The sequence below is a fragment of the Pyrobaculum organotrophum genome (assembly GCF_055384425.1).
The window spans coordinates 1,298,805-1,313,134 of sequence record NZ_AP042430.1 but is presented as its reverse complement, the minus strand read 5'-3'; the positions used below and the strand labels follow the sequence as shown (position 1 = coordinate 1,313,134).

The window sequence follows — 14,330 nt, the reverse complement described above, 5'->3', positions numbered from 1 at the left end:
AGAAGATGTGATTGGTTTGTGAATCCCTATATAGTTTTACTTAAACCGAGAGTGATATGGCTTCTTATTCTTTCCAGCGTAGCTGGGTATATATACGCGGCGCAGACAGTAGATTGGAGTAAACTCATAGCGCTTATCGCTGTTGCTACCCTCGCCGTCGGGGGCTCCGCCGCATTCAACCACTATTGGGAACGCGATATAGACGCCGCAATGTCTAGAACAGCGAGGCGGCCTCTGCCGGCTGGCCTAATACCTGAGTTTAACGCCCTCGTATACTCCCTAGCTCTTTCAGCCGCTGGGATTACCCTCAGCTTTTACCTCCTCGGGCCTCTTCCCGGCTTATTTGTAGCCCTGGGGTGGTTTTTCTACGCCGTAGTCTATACGATTTGGCTCAAGAGGAAGACATGGCTAAATATCCTAGGTGGGGGGTTCGCTGGAAATGCAACATTTCTCGGCGGCTATGCCCTGGGCAAGGGAACTGTGGACCTCCCCGCTGTGCTCATCTCTTTCGCCATATATCTGTGGATACCCTCACATATATGGGCTCTGGCGTATAAATACCGACATGACTATAGAAAAGCCGGCGTGCCTATGTTACCGGCTATCATAGACGAGAAAAAATCTGTAGTTATAATCTCTATCTTAAATATAGCAAGCGCCGTATATATCCTCTGGCTTTATCTAGCCTTTGGACAGAGCCTTCTGGGACTTGCGTTAGTGTTTGCCGGCGTCGCCGGGACAGTAGCCACGAGCATTTTGGCGTTAAAAGAAAAAAGCGATAGAGCAATGTGGAAAATGTACAAGGCGTCTAGCCCCATCCTCACTCTTTTCCTACTCGCCCTGGTATTCTCATAGAGGCGGATAGTACTTCTCTCTCAGCGAGCGCACAGCCACATAAATGACAAGCGCTATTGTAAGCAAGGCGGAGGCCCACATCACCTCTATGTTTCTCAACAGATAAGCGGCGGCAGCTGTTGCGACTAGCTCCCACTTGTAGTTAGGCACCTGGCGGTAGAGTATGGCTGGTATAAAATATGGTACACAAAGCGCTGACATAACTACTGCAAACGCCATATAGACAAAATGTGCGCCCAAGGGGGCCAGCGCTATTGCCCAACGGAAGAAGAAGGCCCCAATGCCGTAGGCATCATTCAGCCGCGGTCTGGCATAGAGCGTTAGTGCTAACGATGGCAAAGCCATAGCCCAACTAAGGCCCACTTTTGTAGCCACGTATGCCGCTAGATATAGCGCCGTCAATAACAACGCGCTTGGCGCAGTAAATCTCTTTCTTGCCCGAGAGAGCTCTATCCTATAGAGTAGAGAATATACAGACGCCAGCGGGAAGGAAAATACCGCGTCTAAATGCGATGTAGATAGCGGCAATAAGAACAAGCCGGCGGCTGTTATTACATTGGGATAGTAGGTAGGTTTTCCCCAAAGCCCTCTTAAATACAACACTATGTGTAGAAGAGAATAGGGCAGATATGCCAAATAGCCAAAGCTGATATAGCCGATAAGACCTAGGAAAAAGAGAGCGAGGAGAAGCCATGTGAAAACTCTGCGGGGCGTTGCGTTTATAAAACCAGGTAGTTGCATATACATCACAGCGTGGTAAAAGGCGAGAAGGCCGGCGATCATTAAATAACCATGGAGTTGTTGCATATGGCCGGCTGTAGATACGCCAAGTATAAACAACGCCCCGGAAAGAAACAACGTTATACGTGTAGATAGAACTAAGTCGAGAGTTGCCTTGAAAAAGGCAGATTCGTCAGATTTGCCGATTACATACCACATCGACATCACAATAAGCTATATTTTTTATACATAAATCAATACTCTCGACTATGGAGCTACTTGTAAAAGCGCTCGACTACGGTCGTTCTCTAGGTGCTACATATGTTGAAGTGAGGTGGCAAAAAGACTATGGCTCCGTGGCGGCTGTGAGAAACGGCCAGTTTGAATTCTTAGCTACGTTCTCTTCCGAGGGGATTGCAATAAGAGCAATTGCAGAAGGCGGCTTGGGATTTGCGGCTACTCCAGAACTAGAGCTAGACAAAGTTCTAAAAGCTGTTGAAAAAGCTGTAAAACTTGCTAAAGCCGCCGGCAGAGTTAGAAAAACGCCTGTGACTTTGAGCGAGGAGAAACTAGCAAAAATCAACTACAGCCTACCTGAGCTAGATCTAGACCCTCTAGACCTCGTAAAAACTCTTGATAGCCACACAGCGCCGGGATTGTCAGTGAGAAGATTCTATGCCTCTGTTTGGATAACTGAAAAACATATTTTAACAAGTGATGGGGCGGATGTATACAGCAGGGTGCCCAGGGTGTATCTCTTCGGCATGTTTATAGCCCATGAGCCCTCTCTAGGTAGTCTCCAGAGGGATATATTCCTCGGCGGGACCTCCCCCGACTCCCTTAGAAACGCTGAAAAAATAGTAGAAGAAGAGTCAAAGAAGACTCTAGTCCTTCTAGAGAAGGCCAGATCTGTTTCGCCGGGGAGATACGACATTGTTTTTGGCCCCGAGATGACTGGCATATTAGTACATGAATCAGTGGGGCACCCCTTTGAGTTAGATAGAATCTACGGCCGCGAGGGCGCCGAGGCCGGCGAGTCATATATAAAACCAAACAATCTAAAAGTTAGAATAGGTAGCGAGTTTGTTAATATCACAGACTACCCAGCTGTGCCAGGTACATACGGCTTTTATCTTGTCGACGATGAGGGGGTTGTAGCAAGACCAAAGAAACTCGTCAGCAACGGGTGGGCCACGGAGTTTATTACAAATAGACAATATGCGGCGGCAATCGGCGCCCATAGCAACGCAGGAGCTAGAGCCTCGGCATTTGACAGAGAGCCTATCCCCAGGATGTCTAACACATATCTAGAGCCAGGCGATTGGCGCCCCGATGAAATAATTAGAGACACACGCCGCGGGATTTATGTAGTGTCTTACACAGAGTGGAATATCAACGACACTAGATACTCTGGGAGGTACGGAATTTTTGAGGGATATTTAATCGAGGGGGGCGAGCTTAAACAGCCAGTGAAGGGCTTTATAGAGGTGGACACGCCAGAGCTTTGGGGCGGCGTAGACGCCGTCGGCAGAGACTTCCAACTGTTTATAGGTACATGTGGCAAAGGCAACCCGCCCCAAGGCGTGCCAGTTACAATGGGAGGCCCCACGTTTAGAAGTAGGGGGCTTAGGGTAGTGGTATGATGTTACTTAAGTTCATTAGGGAGAGAGTAGACGAGGCGGCAGTTGTAAAAACCGTAGTAGAAAACTATATGGCTAGATTTGCCAATAATGAAATTACTGTATTTAAAAACTGGACTATAGAAAATACATATCTATACCTTGCAAAAGGTAGAAAAACGACATTTCTTAGCGCCACCGGGTCTCTCTCTGTAGACCAAGTGGAGAAAGCCATCTCCCGTCTCATGTCGTTACCTGAGGACCCTCTATATGTGCCAGTAGGCGGGCCTAAGCCGTCTGACTACAGCGAGCCGCCTGAGGATTTTGAAAAAATACCTGATCTTGTCAAAAAGGCGATAGACGCCGCCGAAGGAGTTGAGAGAAACGCCGGAGTTATCCACTTAACATATACCAAGGCCTGGTATGAAGATACAACTGGGCGTGAGGGGTCTTATTCGGTGAATAGAGTATATATGACTGTTAGGTCTTTCCTCGGAGAGCTCTCTGCGACTGGCGCCATCGCCGGCCGTAGGCTTTCTGAAATCAGAGCCGAGGCTGTGGGTAGGGAGAATTCACAAATTCTCTCACTGGCGAGAGGCCTACCACATATACGTGTAGAGTCTGGCGTCGTTGATCTTGTACTTTCGCCGCTTGTCCTCGGCCACTTAATAGGACAAGTTGTCCAAATGTGGGCAAATGGGCTTGAGATCTTGAGCGGAAGCTCGCGATATTCAAAAGAAGATTTGGGGAAGGAGACAGCGTCTCCCCTTCTCACTGTAGTAGAGAAGACATATGACCCCTCTGTATATGGTTATGTACCTTTTGATTTTGAAGGCATAACGCCGAGACTTGTGGAGGTATATAAACGCGGCATACTCGGCGGATTTATACACAACAGAAGGACAGCTAATGCGTTTGGCACAGAATCTACAGGACACGCCTTATATGGCTGGGCGAGGCCAGCTGCTGGACATATAGATATAGCGCCGGGAGACGGGCCTAGAGAGCTAGACGCGCTTTTCTTAGATCTAAAAAACGGCTTCTATATCCACAATAATTGGTATACTAGGTATCAAAATGTAAAAACAGGCCAGTTTTCAACTGTAGGTAGAGATATAGTTCTACAGATAAAAGATGGAAAGCCGGCGGCTGTTGTTAAATACATCAGGATTGCAGACACGCTTGAAAACGTAGTAAAAAACGTGGCAGAGCTTTCTAAAGAGGCGAGACAGATATATTGGTGGGACATGCCAGTCCCCTCGACAGCCCCCTACGCAGTTCTGAGAAATATCGGCGTAACTACTTAATAAACCCTAGGTAAAGTCTCCCCAACTCTTTTTCCTCCAGAAGTTTGTCTGCTGGGCCTACCCAATGGACGCGGCCGCTGACTAATAAATAGGCTTTATCTGAAACCTCAAGCGCCTTTTTCGCATTTTGCTCTACTAAAACAACAGTATAGCCCGCTTCTCTTAGTTTCAAAACCACGTCCAAAACTTGGTTTGCCATCTTAGGCGCTAGTTGTGCCGTCGGTTCATCTAACATAAAAATAGTGGCACGTCTTACAAGAGCCATAGCTATTGCCACAAGCTGTCTCCAACCGCCGCTTAACTCGCCGGCACGTCTATTTAGAATTTCGCGAAGCGGCACGATATCTGAGACTTCTCTTAGCCTTTCTTCAAACTCTACGCTAGACATCTGATAGGCAGCCATACGTAAGTTTTCTAATACCGTAAGTGTGGAGAATACGTTTCTAAGTTGAGAGACGTACGCAACTCCCAGCCTCGCTCTCTCATGTGTCGGAAGTTTTGTCACATCTCTATCTCCTATGTATATGCGGCCGTTGTATACCCTTGCTATACCGAATATTGCTTTAAGTAGTGTAGATTTTCCAGAGCCATTTGGGCCTAGTACTGCGGTTATCTCCCCCGGAAATGCCTCGAAATTTACATCGAATAACACTTGTAGCTTTCCATATCCTGCCTCTAAGTTTACAGTCTTGATCATAGCATAAACGCCTGAATTACCTGTGGATTAGATAAGACTTCGGCCGGCTCTCCCTCTGCTAACACTCTGCCGTTGTAAAGCACATACATATAATCGCCATAATCAGCTGCTATATCTAGCCTATGTTCCACAACAAGGAGAGAAAGACCTCGGCGTGATAAATCACGCATAAATTGGAAAAGCTCATGTGCAAGAGTGGGGTTCAGCCCTGCGCCAGGCTCGTCCATTAATATAAGCTTAGAGTTAGCCATTAAAGCCCTAGCTATTTCCAAAAGCTTTAACTGGCCGCCACTTAATTGACTTGCCGGCCTATCCCACATATGGTCAAGTTTTACTAATTTTAAAACCTCAAATGCCCTCTTGACAAGTTCTCTCTCTCTCGCTTTCCACTTAAAGTCAAGAGGAGTATCTTTACTTACATAGCCAAATATAACGTTGTCAAGCACAGACATTTTATATGCAACACGCGGCGTTTGAAAAGTTCTCGCGATGCCGAGTTGCGCCCTTATATACGGCTTTGTGTATGTGATATCACGCCCTTCAAATATCACCTTGCCTCTGTCTGGTTGATAAATACCGGAGATTACATTAAGTAAGGTAGTTTTACCAGAGCCATTGGGGCCTGCTAAAATAACAAAAGAGTTGGGGGGTACTGCGATGGTTGCACCGTCAAGCGCCGTAAGCCCGCCGAATTTTTTTACTATGTCACTAGCTACCAACAAGTGCCCAGAGTGCATAATCTGCGGTGTCTCTATCGTGGTTTTGGTTAAGCTTTGTTAATCCAGAGGCGCCAAAGTAGTTGGCGGCTACCTCTGGGAATTTGGCAAAGAACTTCGTCGTGTCCGGATCTCCACCGTTTTGTAATATAGTGTATGTTATTAGCCAAACTGCATCATATGCATTATAGGCATACGCGTCTGGCTCCCTACCGTATTTGCTTAATATATAGTTTCTAACACGGTCGTAATACTGGCTTTTTGCTGGGGCAAATTTCGTGCTAACAAAACCGCCAACTTTCAATACAAATTGACAAACCTTGGGGTCTGTCAACTCTTTTAGGCCTGTAGAGCCGTCAGTGCCGTACCATCTCACTTGACTTAATACTGGATAGTTAGCTGCAGTTAGAAAGATCGCTTGTAATTCTGCAAAACCTGGCGCCACAACAGCTACTTTATCCGCGCCGTATTTATTAACTGCGTAAGATACCTTTTCTGCCAAAGTGCTTACCTCTGCAGAAAATTCTGACTTCTGAGGGTCATATGCGGCCGCGGCGATAACTTCCATTTCGTCTTTTAGGAGATTCTGCAACTGTGTGGCTATGCCGCGCCCCCAGTCGTCGTTGCGGAATATTAACACAACGGCCTTAGCGCCTTGTTGTTTAAGCACCGCGGCTAAAGCCTTTGCTTGTCTTGTGTCATCTGGCGGCAGACGGAAGACATAGTCGCTCGATGTTACTAAGCCAGGCGCTGTAGAAGAAACAGATATTAAAACTAATTTGTTCTCATTTGCATAAGGCTTCATTTGTCTAACTTCGCCAGAGGTTCTCACGATATAATACTTCACGCCTTTTGCATGTAGCGACTTTAACTTCTCTAGTGCTAGAGCGGGATCTGCCTGTGTGTCATCTGCCAAAATTCTAACTCTAAACGGCGCGCCAATTTTAGTAAGATAGCGGTTGACGTCTTCAGCCGCTAATTCAGCCGCAGCTCTCGCAAGCTCGCCTAACGAACCAAGCCTACCTGAGAGAGGTTGAAGCACGCCAATGTCAATAAACTTGTCGGCAGGTGTTACAGTGATATTTACAATGACCGGCGTCAATACGCCCTGAGGCGGTGTTACTGGTTGAGGTTCGCCATATATAACTCTGTCCTGAGATGCTATATACATGCCGACGAGCTTCCATGTACAATTCGTAGTAGGCTGTGGAGGCGTAGTGGTTTGTTTGGCGGCAGGTGGTGTGCCAATTAGTAAAAATATCGCTACTGCTAGAATTACTAATATACCAATTATTATGCCTAGAGTTTTTGAACTCATAGAAAGGATAATGAAAAATATTTTAAAGTATTTTCTTCTTTCGCGCACTTATGAACAAATCTACTGTCTTTTGGCTTATTGTTATTCTACTGGCGGCGGGTTGGCTTTTCTCACTTATATATTCCACACGTTTGGCGGTCGACGGCGTGATGTACTCAAGCATATTGGCATTAGCTGCCGTAGGTTTGGCAATGACCTACATCACTACAAAAGTTCCCAACTTTGCACACGGCGCTATAATGGGAGTAGGCACACTTACCGCGCTTGCGTTAAGCCAGAAATTTGGAATCTCGCCCTACGTCGCTGGACTTATTGCATTGCCTTTTTCTATCACCATCTCGGTTGTATTGTATTATACACTCATGCCAATATATAAGCGCGGCGCCTCTCCCACAATTCTCATGATGGCGTCTATGGCGTATAACATCATAATTCTAGGCGCGTTAAATGCAATAGCAGATTACCTCGGCAGAATATGGGGTATCTTCACCAGAGGCTATACGCTTAGGAGTATGGATTTTAACATAGGAGACTTTCCAGGCCTTGCAATTATTGGCCCGCTTTCTGTTGCCCTCACCTCAGCGGTTTTATATATTTTTCTCGTAAAAACTAAGCTTGGCATAGCGTTAAGAGCTGCTGTAGAAAACGAAGAACTCGCCAGGTCTTTAGGTATAGACGTAGATAGAGCCTATCTAGTGGCTTGGATTATCGCCGGCGTATTAGCTGGATACTCCGGTGCTGTGTTAACTCTTTATCTCTCCGTAGAGCCAGATACAGGTTGGATGATTCTTGCAAATATCTTCGCCGCTAGTATAGCTGGCGGCCTTAGTAATATATTTGGAGCTGTATTAGGCGCCTTCTTCATGGGCTTTGTGGAAGTACCACTTGCCACATATATTGCGTCTATTGTTGCCATAGAGCCGTATGTAGTACTTCAGTATAGGCCTCTCCTACCGCTTATAGCAGTGGCTCTTTTCCTAATTATAATACCACAGGGATTGACCTCTCTTAGAAGGAGATGAAGCCGCTTAGTTTAATTGGGCTGTATATTTACCTCCTTTCGGTTCTAGCCGTCGCTTTAACGGGTTTAGACGTCGTATCGTATGTATTAGGTACTATCATAGATGTGGCAATATTCACAATTATAGCACTTTCAGTAAATCTAGAGGCGGGAATTGGTGGGATACCAAATTTTGGAAAAGTTCTAACAGTAACAGCAGGCGCTTTTATAGTCGGCGGAGTTATATCTAGGATAGCTATGGCTATGTATGGCGTAAGTGGCGACTTTGTCTACGACAATCCAACTATCGTATCTACTTTGTCGAGAGTAATGGACTTCCAAGGCGCTTTTCTATTGCTTCTAACCTCACTCGTAATATCGCTTATTGTAGGCGCTGTTATCGGCGTCGCTATGTCAGCGCCGGCGGTTAGACTTCGCGAAGATTATCTCGCAATTACTCTACTTGCCTTTGGCGATTTTCTATTCTACATCGGGAGGTATTATGAACCTCTCGTGGGAGGTACTTTTGGCGTATCAATTCCGCCTATATTTGAAAAAATCTTTGGCGGCGGCGTTGCTAGATATATAGGTGCTGCAGCTTTAAGCGGCGCTATCGCACTCCTCATATATCTAGCGCTAGAGAGAATTATACAATCTCCCTACGGCAGAGCTCTCAAAGTACATAGAGAAGATCCTGAACTTGTAGAGGTATTCGGCCGCAAAGCCACGGCGCTGAGACTATGGGCTATGGCTATAGGCGGTGCTGTGTCTGCTGTAGCAGGGGCTTTATATGCACTTTATGCGGGGGCTGTGCACCCGAGTTCTTTTACTAGAATAACCTTCACCTTCTACCCATGGCTTATAATGATCCTAGGCGGCATGGGTAATAACCTCGGTGTCGTAAATGGGGTTTTCATTTTTGTAACTATGCGCCGCCTGGTAGACATGTATAAATATGAGCTATCTGCAGTGTTGGGCTTCGACCCCGTGTGGTTGGCGTATATGGTTTTCGGCGCACTTGCGCTAGCGATAATAGCCATAAAGCCAGAGGGCTTGGTGCCAGAAGAATCCACGCCACTTGCAGTTAAGAGGAAAGTAACAAAATTAGATAGACAAGGAGGTGGTGCGGCCGCCGGGATTTGAACCCGGGCCCGCCCGTTGAAGGCTCGGCGAGCTGTCTTCAGCCGGGCGCTCTCCCGCTGAGCTACGGCCGCCTATGTGTTTAAATCTTGTAGATTTTTAAGCTTTTTACGCCAATTTATAACTCAAGCCGCCGAAAGTTTTGTAATTTGGCATACGACGAGCGACAGCTAAACCTCTTTTATCTATAGTGATATTTCATTCAAATATTCTCAGTTGGCCACTATCTATTTTTCGAAATGTATTTAGACGAATTTTTAAACAGATCTTTGAGAGTCACCATGCTCTGGGTTTTTCTAGTTACTACGGTACTTTTAGTCGCCGCGGTTTTAAAAACCAGAGATAATATACTGGCCTCTATCTCCTTAACTTTTCTAGGGGTAGTTGTAGCAGGAGCTGTCTGGGCTTTTCATCCTGCGCTATCTATAGCGTTTATACTTATAGCTCTAGTGTATATAGTTGCTGCTTTAACTCTTGTAATTATCGCCGCTGCGTCAATTGCCGAAGATAGAAGACCTACCGAGGCAAGAGCCATCGCGCTTGCCTCATTGGCTGCCATTCCCTTAGTTCTATTGCCCACTTACCCCATTCAAAAAACGCCAAATGTCACACTAGACATTTGGCTTATCCCTCTTCTAGCGGTGTTACTTCTCTACTCCTTCATAATAGCCGCTAGGTTAACTCATGATTGAGGTGGCGTTAATTATAGTGCTTTTGGTCGGCGGCATGGCTGTTGTAGCAACAGCCGTATCACTTGTACGTGTCATAATCGGCGTTGAGATGGCGGTAATGGCCGGCATATTGGGCGCCGCTATGTCTGAAGATATCTCGCTTGTGGCTATAGCATCTGTAGCCGGGGTTGCCGAGACTGTGCTCATGGTAGCCGTATTATTTAAAATGGCAAAGGAGGGCTATGTATAGCGAATTGTTCATATTGGCTACAGCACTATCGGTATTGTTAGCACTTGTCGCATTAAGGCTGGGACACTTGGCGGCTCTCGTGTCTATAGCGTTAATGCTACTCTTCCTAACCCCCGGCTCCGCCGTCTTAACCACTCTGCCGTATGTAGGACAAGTTGCAGTAGCCATGGATGGACATAAACTACCCTTTATAGCCACCGCAATACTGTTGGGTCTGCTTGTGACTTTCTACGCGCCTCGGTATCTAAAACACTTGGGCGCCCCCAACTGGTACTACGGCGTCCACGCGTTATACGTCCTCTCCTTCGTCTACATTATACTGTTTGAGAATCTCTTCTTCGTCTTCCTGGCGCTGGAGCTCAGCATCGTCACTAGCTTCCTCCTCATATGGTACTTCGGCTACGGCAACAGAAGGTTTGTGGGACTGCTATACTTCATATGGGCCCAGATTGGGTCGATACTATTCTTAATAGGGGTCGCCCTCACTGGCAGATTTACGGCGGGAGAATTCACGGCAACTAGCCTAGCCTCTTTCCTCGTGTTGCTGGGCCTTCTGGTTAAGATGGGCACGGCGGGCGTCCACTTCTGGCTTCCATATGCACACGCCGAGGCGCCCACTCCCCTCAGCGCGCTCTTGTCGCCTATACACGTGGGTCTCATGGCCTACTGGATATGGCGTCTTAAGACCGGCGTCGGGTGGCCGCTTGAGGCCTTGTTTTTATACGGCTTGGCCACCGCCGTCTACGGCTCCCTACTTGTGTTTAGAGAGGCCGACTTCAAACGCGCGCTGGCGGACTCAACAATCGCCAACATGGGCCTACTGCTAGCGGCGGCCTCTATTAAGGCGGACTTCGGCTACACGGCCGTTGCTCTCCTCTTTGTAGGCCACGCCTTCGCCAAGGCGGCTCTCTTCATGTTGGCCGGGATTTACATTGTCTCTTTACATACTAGAGAGATAGACGCTGTCAGGTGGGACCGCCACCTTCTGGCTGTCGAGATTCTCGGCTTCGTGGCTCTGGCCGGTCTTTTTGGCATAAACCTCCTAGGCAAGGCGTACGTCGCCGCCGGGGTTCCCGCGACCTTTTCGGCAGCGGCTCTGGCTGTCTTTGCGTTTCTCTCCACCGCGGTCTATAGCTTCTACCTGCTCAACCGGTTGTATAGAGCCGGCGAAGCACAGGTGGAGTACCCGCTTGACATGTACGCCGCAACTCTAGCGGCGGCCGCCGCGCCTTACGTCCTGCTAGCGGCTCTGCCCCTATGGCTACACTAGAGCTTCTCTTGGCGCTTGCCTATACCGCAGCGCTAGCTGACCTTCTAGTCTCTAGAGGCTATGCCGCGGTGGCCGCAGGCACCACCTTTCTCCTAGGCGTCCTCCTAGGTGCCAACCCCTCCACGCCGTATCTAACGGCAAAGTACCTAGAGCCGGCGGCCTTCGTTGCCGGCGTCTACCTAGCCATTGTCGTCTACTCCCACTTCTACATGAAAGGCTTTGAGAGGCCCGGCTGGTTCTGGGGATGGATGGGGGTGTTCTTCGCCTCCATGGAGCTGTTTCTCCTCGCCGACCACTGGGCCCTTCTGGTGGCGGGGTGGGCTGGGCTGGATCTAGCCAGCTGGGGCCTCATCTTGACGTATAGAGACGGCTACGAGATGGGCTATGTGGGTGACGGCGAATACGCCGCCGGGATGAAGTGGCTGTGGCCTCCCTCCGCGTCGGCGTTGCGCGCCATATTGACTGTGGAGGTGGGCACCGCCGCCATCCTCATCGGGCTGGCCACCACGGCAGTCCAATACGGCGACTACTTGAGCAGGTGGGGGCCCTTGGGGGACGTAGCCGCGGCGCTTATACTGCTAGCCGCCTTTGTAAAAGCCGCCCAGCTACCCTTCACTGACTGGCTTATGACGGCCATGTCGGCCCCCACGCCTGTGAGCGCTCTGTTGCACAGCTCTACCATGGTTAAGGCGGGGCCCATCCTCCTCCTCAAGCTTGGTCACGTGATGCCACACTGGACCGCGGGGGTTGCACTAGCGGTGGGCGCCGCAACTGCCTTTATCTCCGGCTTAATCGCGCTGGGTCAGAGGGAGCCCAAGCTCACGTTGGCCGCGTCGACAGCCTCTTACCTCGGCATGATCACAGCACTGGCCCTGGAGAAACCCCACGAGGCGCTCCTCCTTATATACGCCCACGGCTTTGCAAAGGCGACGCTGTTTATGGCAGTTGGTCACGCAATTCATGTAAGCCACAGCCGCTTCCCCCAGGCTTACCCTTTAGTTGCTAAAGTCGCGATAGCGCTTGCCATGTTCACGCTCCTTGGCATAACGCCTGTGGGGGCATTGGCTAAAAACGATGCACCTCTGTGGACTGTGGCAGTTTCAGTCTTGACTGCTGGCTACCTCGGAAAACTATTGATAAAGCCGACAGAAGGAGATTGGGAACCTATGTGGATGCCCTATCTAGCCCTAGTAGTAGTGCCAAATTTCTTCCTCTTCACATTGCCAAAGCCTATACTCCTGGGGTCACTCGCCGGTTTTATATTGGCATTTGCCGGAGAGCCTAATTTGCTAAGGCGTAGGCTTTATCTGCCGATCCTCTTTGATAAAATAGCGCCTGTGTTTTATACGGCGTTGTGGAAGGCGGTGGCAGATTTCGACCACTTTGTAGATGAGGTGTTGAAAAGAGTTGCGCCAGCTTGGCGTCTTTTAACAGATGTTGTAACCATAGGAGACAAACTCTTAGACACTGCGCTTCACGGCGGTTTTGTTGAAATAGTGCGTAGAGTTTCGGCTAGAGTATCTAGTTTAAGCCTTGACTACTATCTCTACCTAGTGGGTATCGCAACGGCATTTATCCTATTGGTGGCACTATGGCAAGCATAGAGCTTGTTTTACCAACTTACTTTGCCATAAGAGTAGCCGTCGGCTTTAACAGATGGGGGGCTGTCGCCGATGTGACATATATAACATTAGTCGCCTTCCTCATGTGGCAGAACTCCCCGCTATACCTCCTGTCTCTACCATTCTATTTGGCTGTCGTAGCTATAGGCGGCGGCGTGTTTAGGAACTACGCCGGCCTTGCCTCAGCCCTATCTATAAGTGGAGTCTACTTGATGTTTCAACAACCGACATATCTAAAGGGGCTTGGATTTCTTTTTGCAATACTAGCACCGGCGGCACTTGTCGCAACTGTTAGAGACAGGGGAAGTTTAGAGGGCTTTTTTAGATATCTAGTAGTATCCACCTTCGCCTCTTCTTTCTTATTCATTGGACTTGGCCAAAGAAGCACGGCAATGGGCGAAGCGTTTATATTAATGGCGGTAGCGTTAGAACTAGGCGTAGCCCCTATGTTTCTATGGGTTCCAGATGTCTACGGCAGGACACATCCAGCTGGCCTGGCCATACTGGCGAGTTTGCCCAAGCTTTCCGCAACTTTTGCACTACTTGCAATAAGACCAGAGACGCCGGCTGTTTTATTTTACGCACTGGGCGCTCTCTCAATGGCCGTGGGTAACCTCGGCGCTTTGACTAGCGTAGAACCTAGGCGGATACTAGCCTACTCTACTGTGACACATACAGGTTTCGCCATTTTTATATATCCAATTGCGCCCGAGGTCACTTTGGCATTAGTATTAGCCGACGCATTCGGAAAAATGGGCTTGTTCTACGCGTTAAACACAGGAACGTACCGTTGGACAACGAGAATTCTGGTGCTACACCAGATAGGCTTGCCCCCGCTCTTTGGCTTTTGGCCTAAAGCCGCCCTGGTGATTTTAGTCGCAGAAAAAATGGGCACTGTTTATGCACTCTACGTCTTGGCTAATATTGTAGCGATGGCCCCCTACTACTTTAGACTTATGGAAGTAATAACAGAGGGCAGAGACGTCTTTCCAGCCGCCGTCGGAATAATTATAGCCGCTATAGGCGTAACCGCACCTCTTTGGTTTATTTATCATGTTAGTTCGTTATTATAAAATAAAATTTCTACTAGGTTATCCGTAGAAATAAGAAAACAAAGAACTTAACATATTTTAAATCTACACGCC

General features: G+C 48.3%; 14 protein-coding genes and 1 tRNA gene. 10 read left to right on the top strand and 5 right to left on the bottom strand.

Going from position 1 to position 14,330, the window contains the following annotated elements:
- The first annotated feature begins 18 nt into the window (after nucleotides 1–18).
- A complete protein-coding gene (gene cyoE / locus ACZ49R_RS08045; protein WP_464732637.1) occupies nucleotides 19–855 on the top strand; it encodes a heme o synthase in 837 nt (278 codons plus the stop codon).
- Here cyoE and ACZ49R_RS08040 read toward each other — a convergent pair.
- Nucleotides 850–1,794, bottom strand: a complete 945-nt coding sequence (locus ACZ49R_RS08040) for a hypothetical protein (protein ID WP_464732636.1) — start codon at nucleotides 1,792–1,794, stop codon at nucleotides 850–852. The genes cyoE and ACZ49R_RS08040 overlap by 6 nt on opposite strands.
- Before the next feature lie 50 nt (nucleotides 1,795–1,844).
- On the opposite strand from ACZ49R_RS08040, the gene ACZ49R_RS08035 reads away from it, so the two are divergent.
- Together ACZ49R_RS08035 and ACZ49R_RS08030 are read left to right on the top strand one after the other, a co-directional pair.
- Nucleotides 1,845–3,218, top strand: a complete 1,374-nt coding sequence (locus ACZ49R_RS08035) for a TldD/PmbA family protein (protein WP_464732635.1) — start codon at nucleotides 1,845–1,847, stop codon at nucleotides 3,216–3,218.
- Nucleotides 3,218–4,501, top strand: a complete 1,284-nt coding sequence (locus ACZ49R_RS08030) for a TldD/PmbA family protein (RefSeq protein ID WP_464734111.1) — start codon at nucleotides 3,218–3,220, stop codon at nucleotides 4,499–4,501. Before ACZ49R_RS08035 ends, ACZ49R_RS08030 begins: the two co-directional genes overlap by 1 nt.
- Here ACZ49R_RS08030 and ACZ49R_RS08025 read toward each other — a convergent pair.
- Genes ACZ49R_RS08025 through ACZ49R_RS08015 form a run of 3 tightly spaced genes read right to left on the bottom strand, consistent with a single transcriptional unit; the run spans nucleotide 4,494 to nucleotide 7,232 of the window.
- Complete coding sequence (locus tag ACZ49R_RS08025) at nucleotides 4,494–5,198, bottom strand: branched-chain amino acid ABC transporter ATP-binding protein (protein WP_011762069.1); 705 nt, start codon at nucleotides 5,196–5,198, stop codon at nucleotides 4,494–4,496. The genes ACZ49R_RS08030 and ACZ49R_RS08025 overlap by 8 nt on opposite strands.
- Nucleotides 5,195–5,935 carry an ABC transporter ATP-binding protein gene (locus tag ACZ49R_RS08020; RefSeq protein ID WP_464732634.1) on the bottom strand — a complete coding sequence of 247 codons (741 nt, stop codon included), beginning with the start codon at nucleotides 5,933–5,935 and terminating at the stop codon, nucleotides 5,195–5,197. Before ACZ49R_RS08020 ends, ACZ49R_RS08025 begins: the two co-directional genes overlap by 4 nt.
- Nucleotides 5,907–7,232: an ABC transporter substrate-binding protein gene (locus ACZ49R_RS08015; protein ID WP_464732633.1), complete on the bottom strand. Its 1,326-nt coding sequence runs from the start codon at nucleotides 7,230–7,232 to the stop codon at nucleotides 5,907–5,909. Before ACZ49R_RS08015 ends, ACZ49R_RS08020 begins: the two co-directional genes overlap by 29 nt.
- 50 nt (nucleotides 7,233–7,282) lie before the next feature.
- Between ACZ49R_RS08015 and ACZ49R_RS08010 the strand changes: the two genes are divergently transcribed.
- Both ACZ49R_RS08010 and ACZ49R_RS08005 read left to right on the top strand, forming a co-directional pair.
- Nucleotides 7,283–8,254, top strand: a complete 972-nt coding sequence (locus ACZ49R_RS08010) for a branched-chain amino acid ABC transporter permease (protein ID WP_464732632.1) — start codon at nucleotides 7,283–7,285, stop codon at nucleotides 8,252–8,254.
- Nucleotides 8,251–9,375, top strand: coding sequence for a branched-chain amino acid ABC transporter permease (locus ACZ49R_RS08005; RefSeq protein WP_011762073.1), 1,125 nt, complete (start codon nucleotides 8,251–8,253; stop codon nucleotides 9,373–9,375). Before ACZ49R_RS08010 ends, ACZ49R_RS08005 begins: the two co-directional genes overlap by 4 nt.
- Here the strand turns inward: ACZ49R_RS08005 and ACZ49R_RS08000 are convergent.
- A tRNA-Phe gene (locus tag ACZ49R_RS08000) sits at nucleotides 9,354–9,446 on the bottom strand. The genes ACZ49R_RS08005 and ACZ49R_RS08000 overlap by 22 nt on opposite strands.
- A 207-nt stretch (nucleotides 9,447–9,653) precedes the next feature.
- Here ACZ49R_RS08000 and ACZ49R_RS07995 point away from each other — a divergent pair.
- Genes ACZ49R_RS07995 through ACZ49R_RS07975 form a run of 5 tightly spaced genes read left to right on the top strand, consistent with a single transcriptional unit; the run spans nucleotide 9,654 to nucleotide 14,258 of the window.
- Nucleotides 9,654–10,064, top strand: a complete 411-nt coding sequence (locus ACZ49R_RS07995) for a hypothetical protein (RefSeq protein WP_464732631.1) — start codon at nucleotides 9,654–9,656, stop codon at nucleotides 10,062–10,064.
- Nucleotides 10,057–10,293 carry a ferredoxin:quinone oxidoreductase gene (locus ACZ49R_RS07990; RefSeq protein WP_464732630.1) on the top strand — a complete coding sequence of 79 codons (237 nt, stop codon included), beginning with the start codon at nucleotides 10,057–10,059 and terminating at the stop codon, nucleotides 10,291–10,293. Before ACZ49R_RS07995 ends, ACZ49R_RS07990 begins: the two co-directional genes overlap by 8 nt.
- The gene (locus ACZ49R_RS07985) at nucleotides 10,286–11,563 is read left to right on the top strand and encodes a proton-conducting transporter transmembrane domain-containing protein (protein ID WP_464732629.1); all 1,278 of its coding nucleotides are present in this window, start codon (nucleotides 10,286–10,288) and stop codon (nucleotides 11,561–11,563) included. Before ACZ49R_RS07990 ends, ACZ49R_RS07985 begins: the two co-directional genes overlap by 8 nt.
- Entirely contained in the window at nucleotides 11,551–13,167 is a 1,617-nt protein-coding gene (locus tag ACZ49R_RS07980; RefSeq protein ID WP_464732628.1) for a proton-conducting transporter transmembrane domain-containing protein, read from the top strand. The genes ACZ49R_RS07985 and ACZ49R_RS07980 overlap by 13 nt, the downstream gene beginning before the upstream one ends.
- A complete protein-coding gene (locus tag ACZ49R_RS07975) occupies nucleotides 13,155–14,258 on the top strand; it encodes a proton-conducting transporter transmembrane domain-containing protein (protein WP_464732627.1) in 1,104 nt (367 codons plus the stop codon). The genes ACZ49R_RS07980 and ACZ49R_RS07975 overlap by 13 nt, the downstream gene beginning before the upstream one ends.
- Nucleotides 14,259–14,330 lie beyond the last annotated feature (72 nt).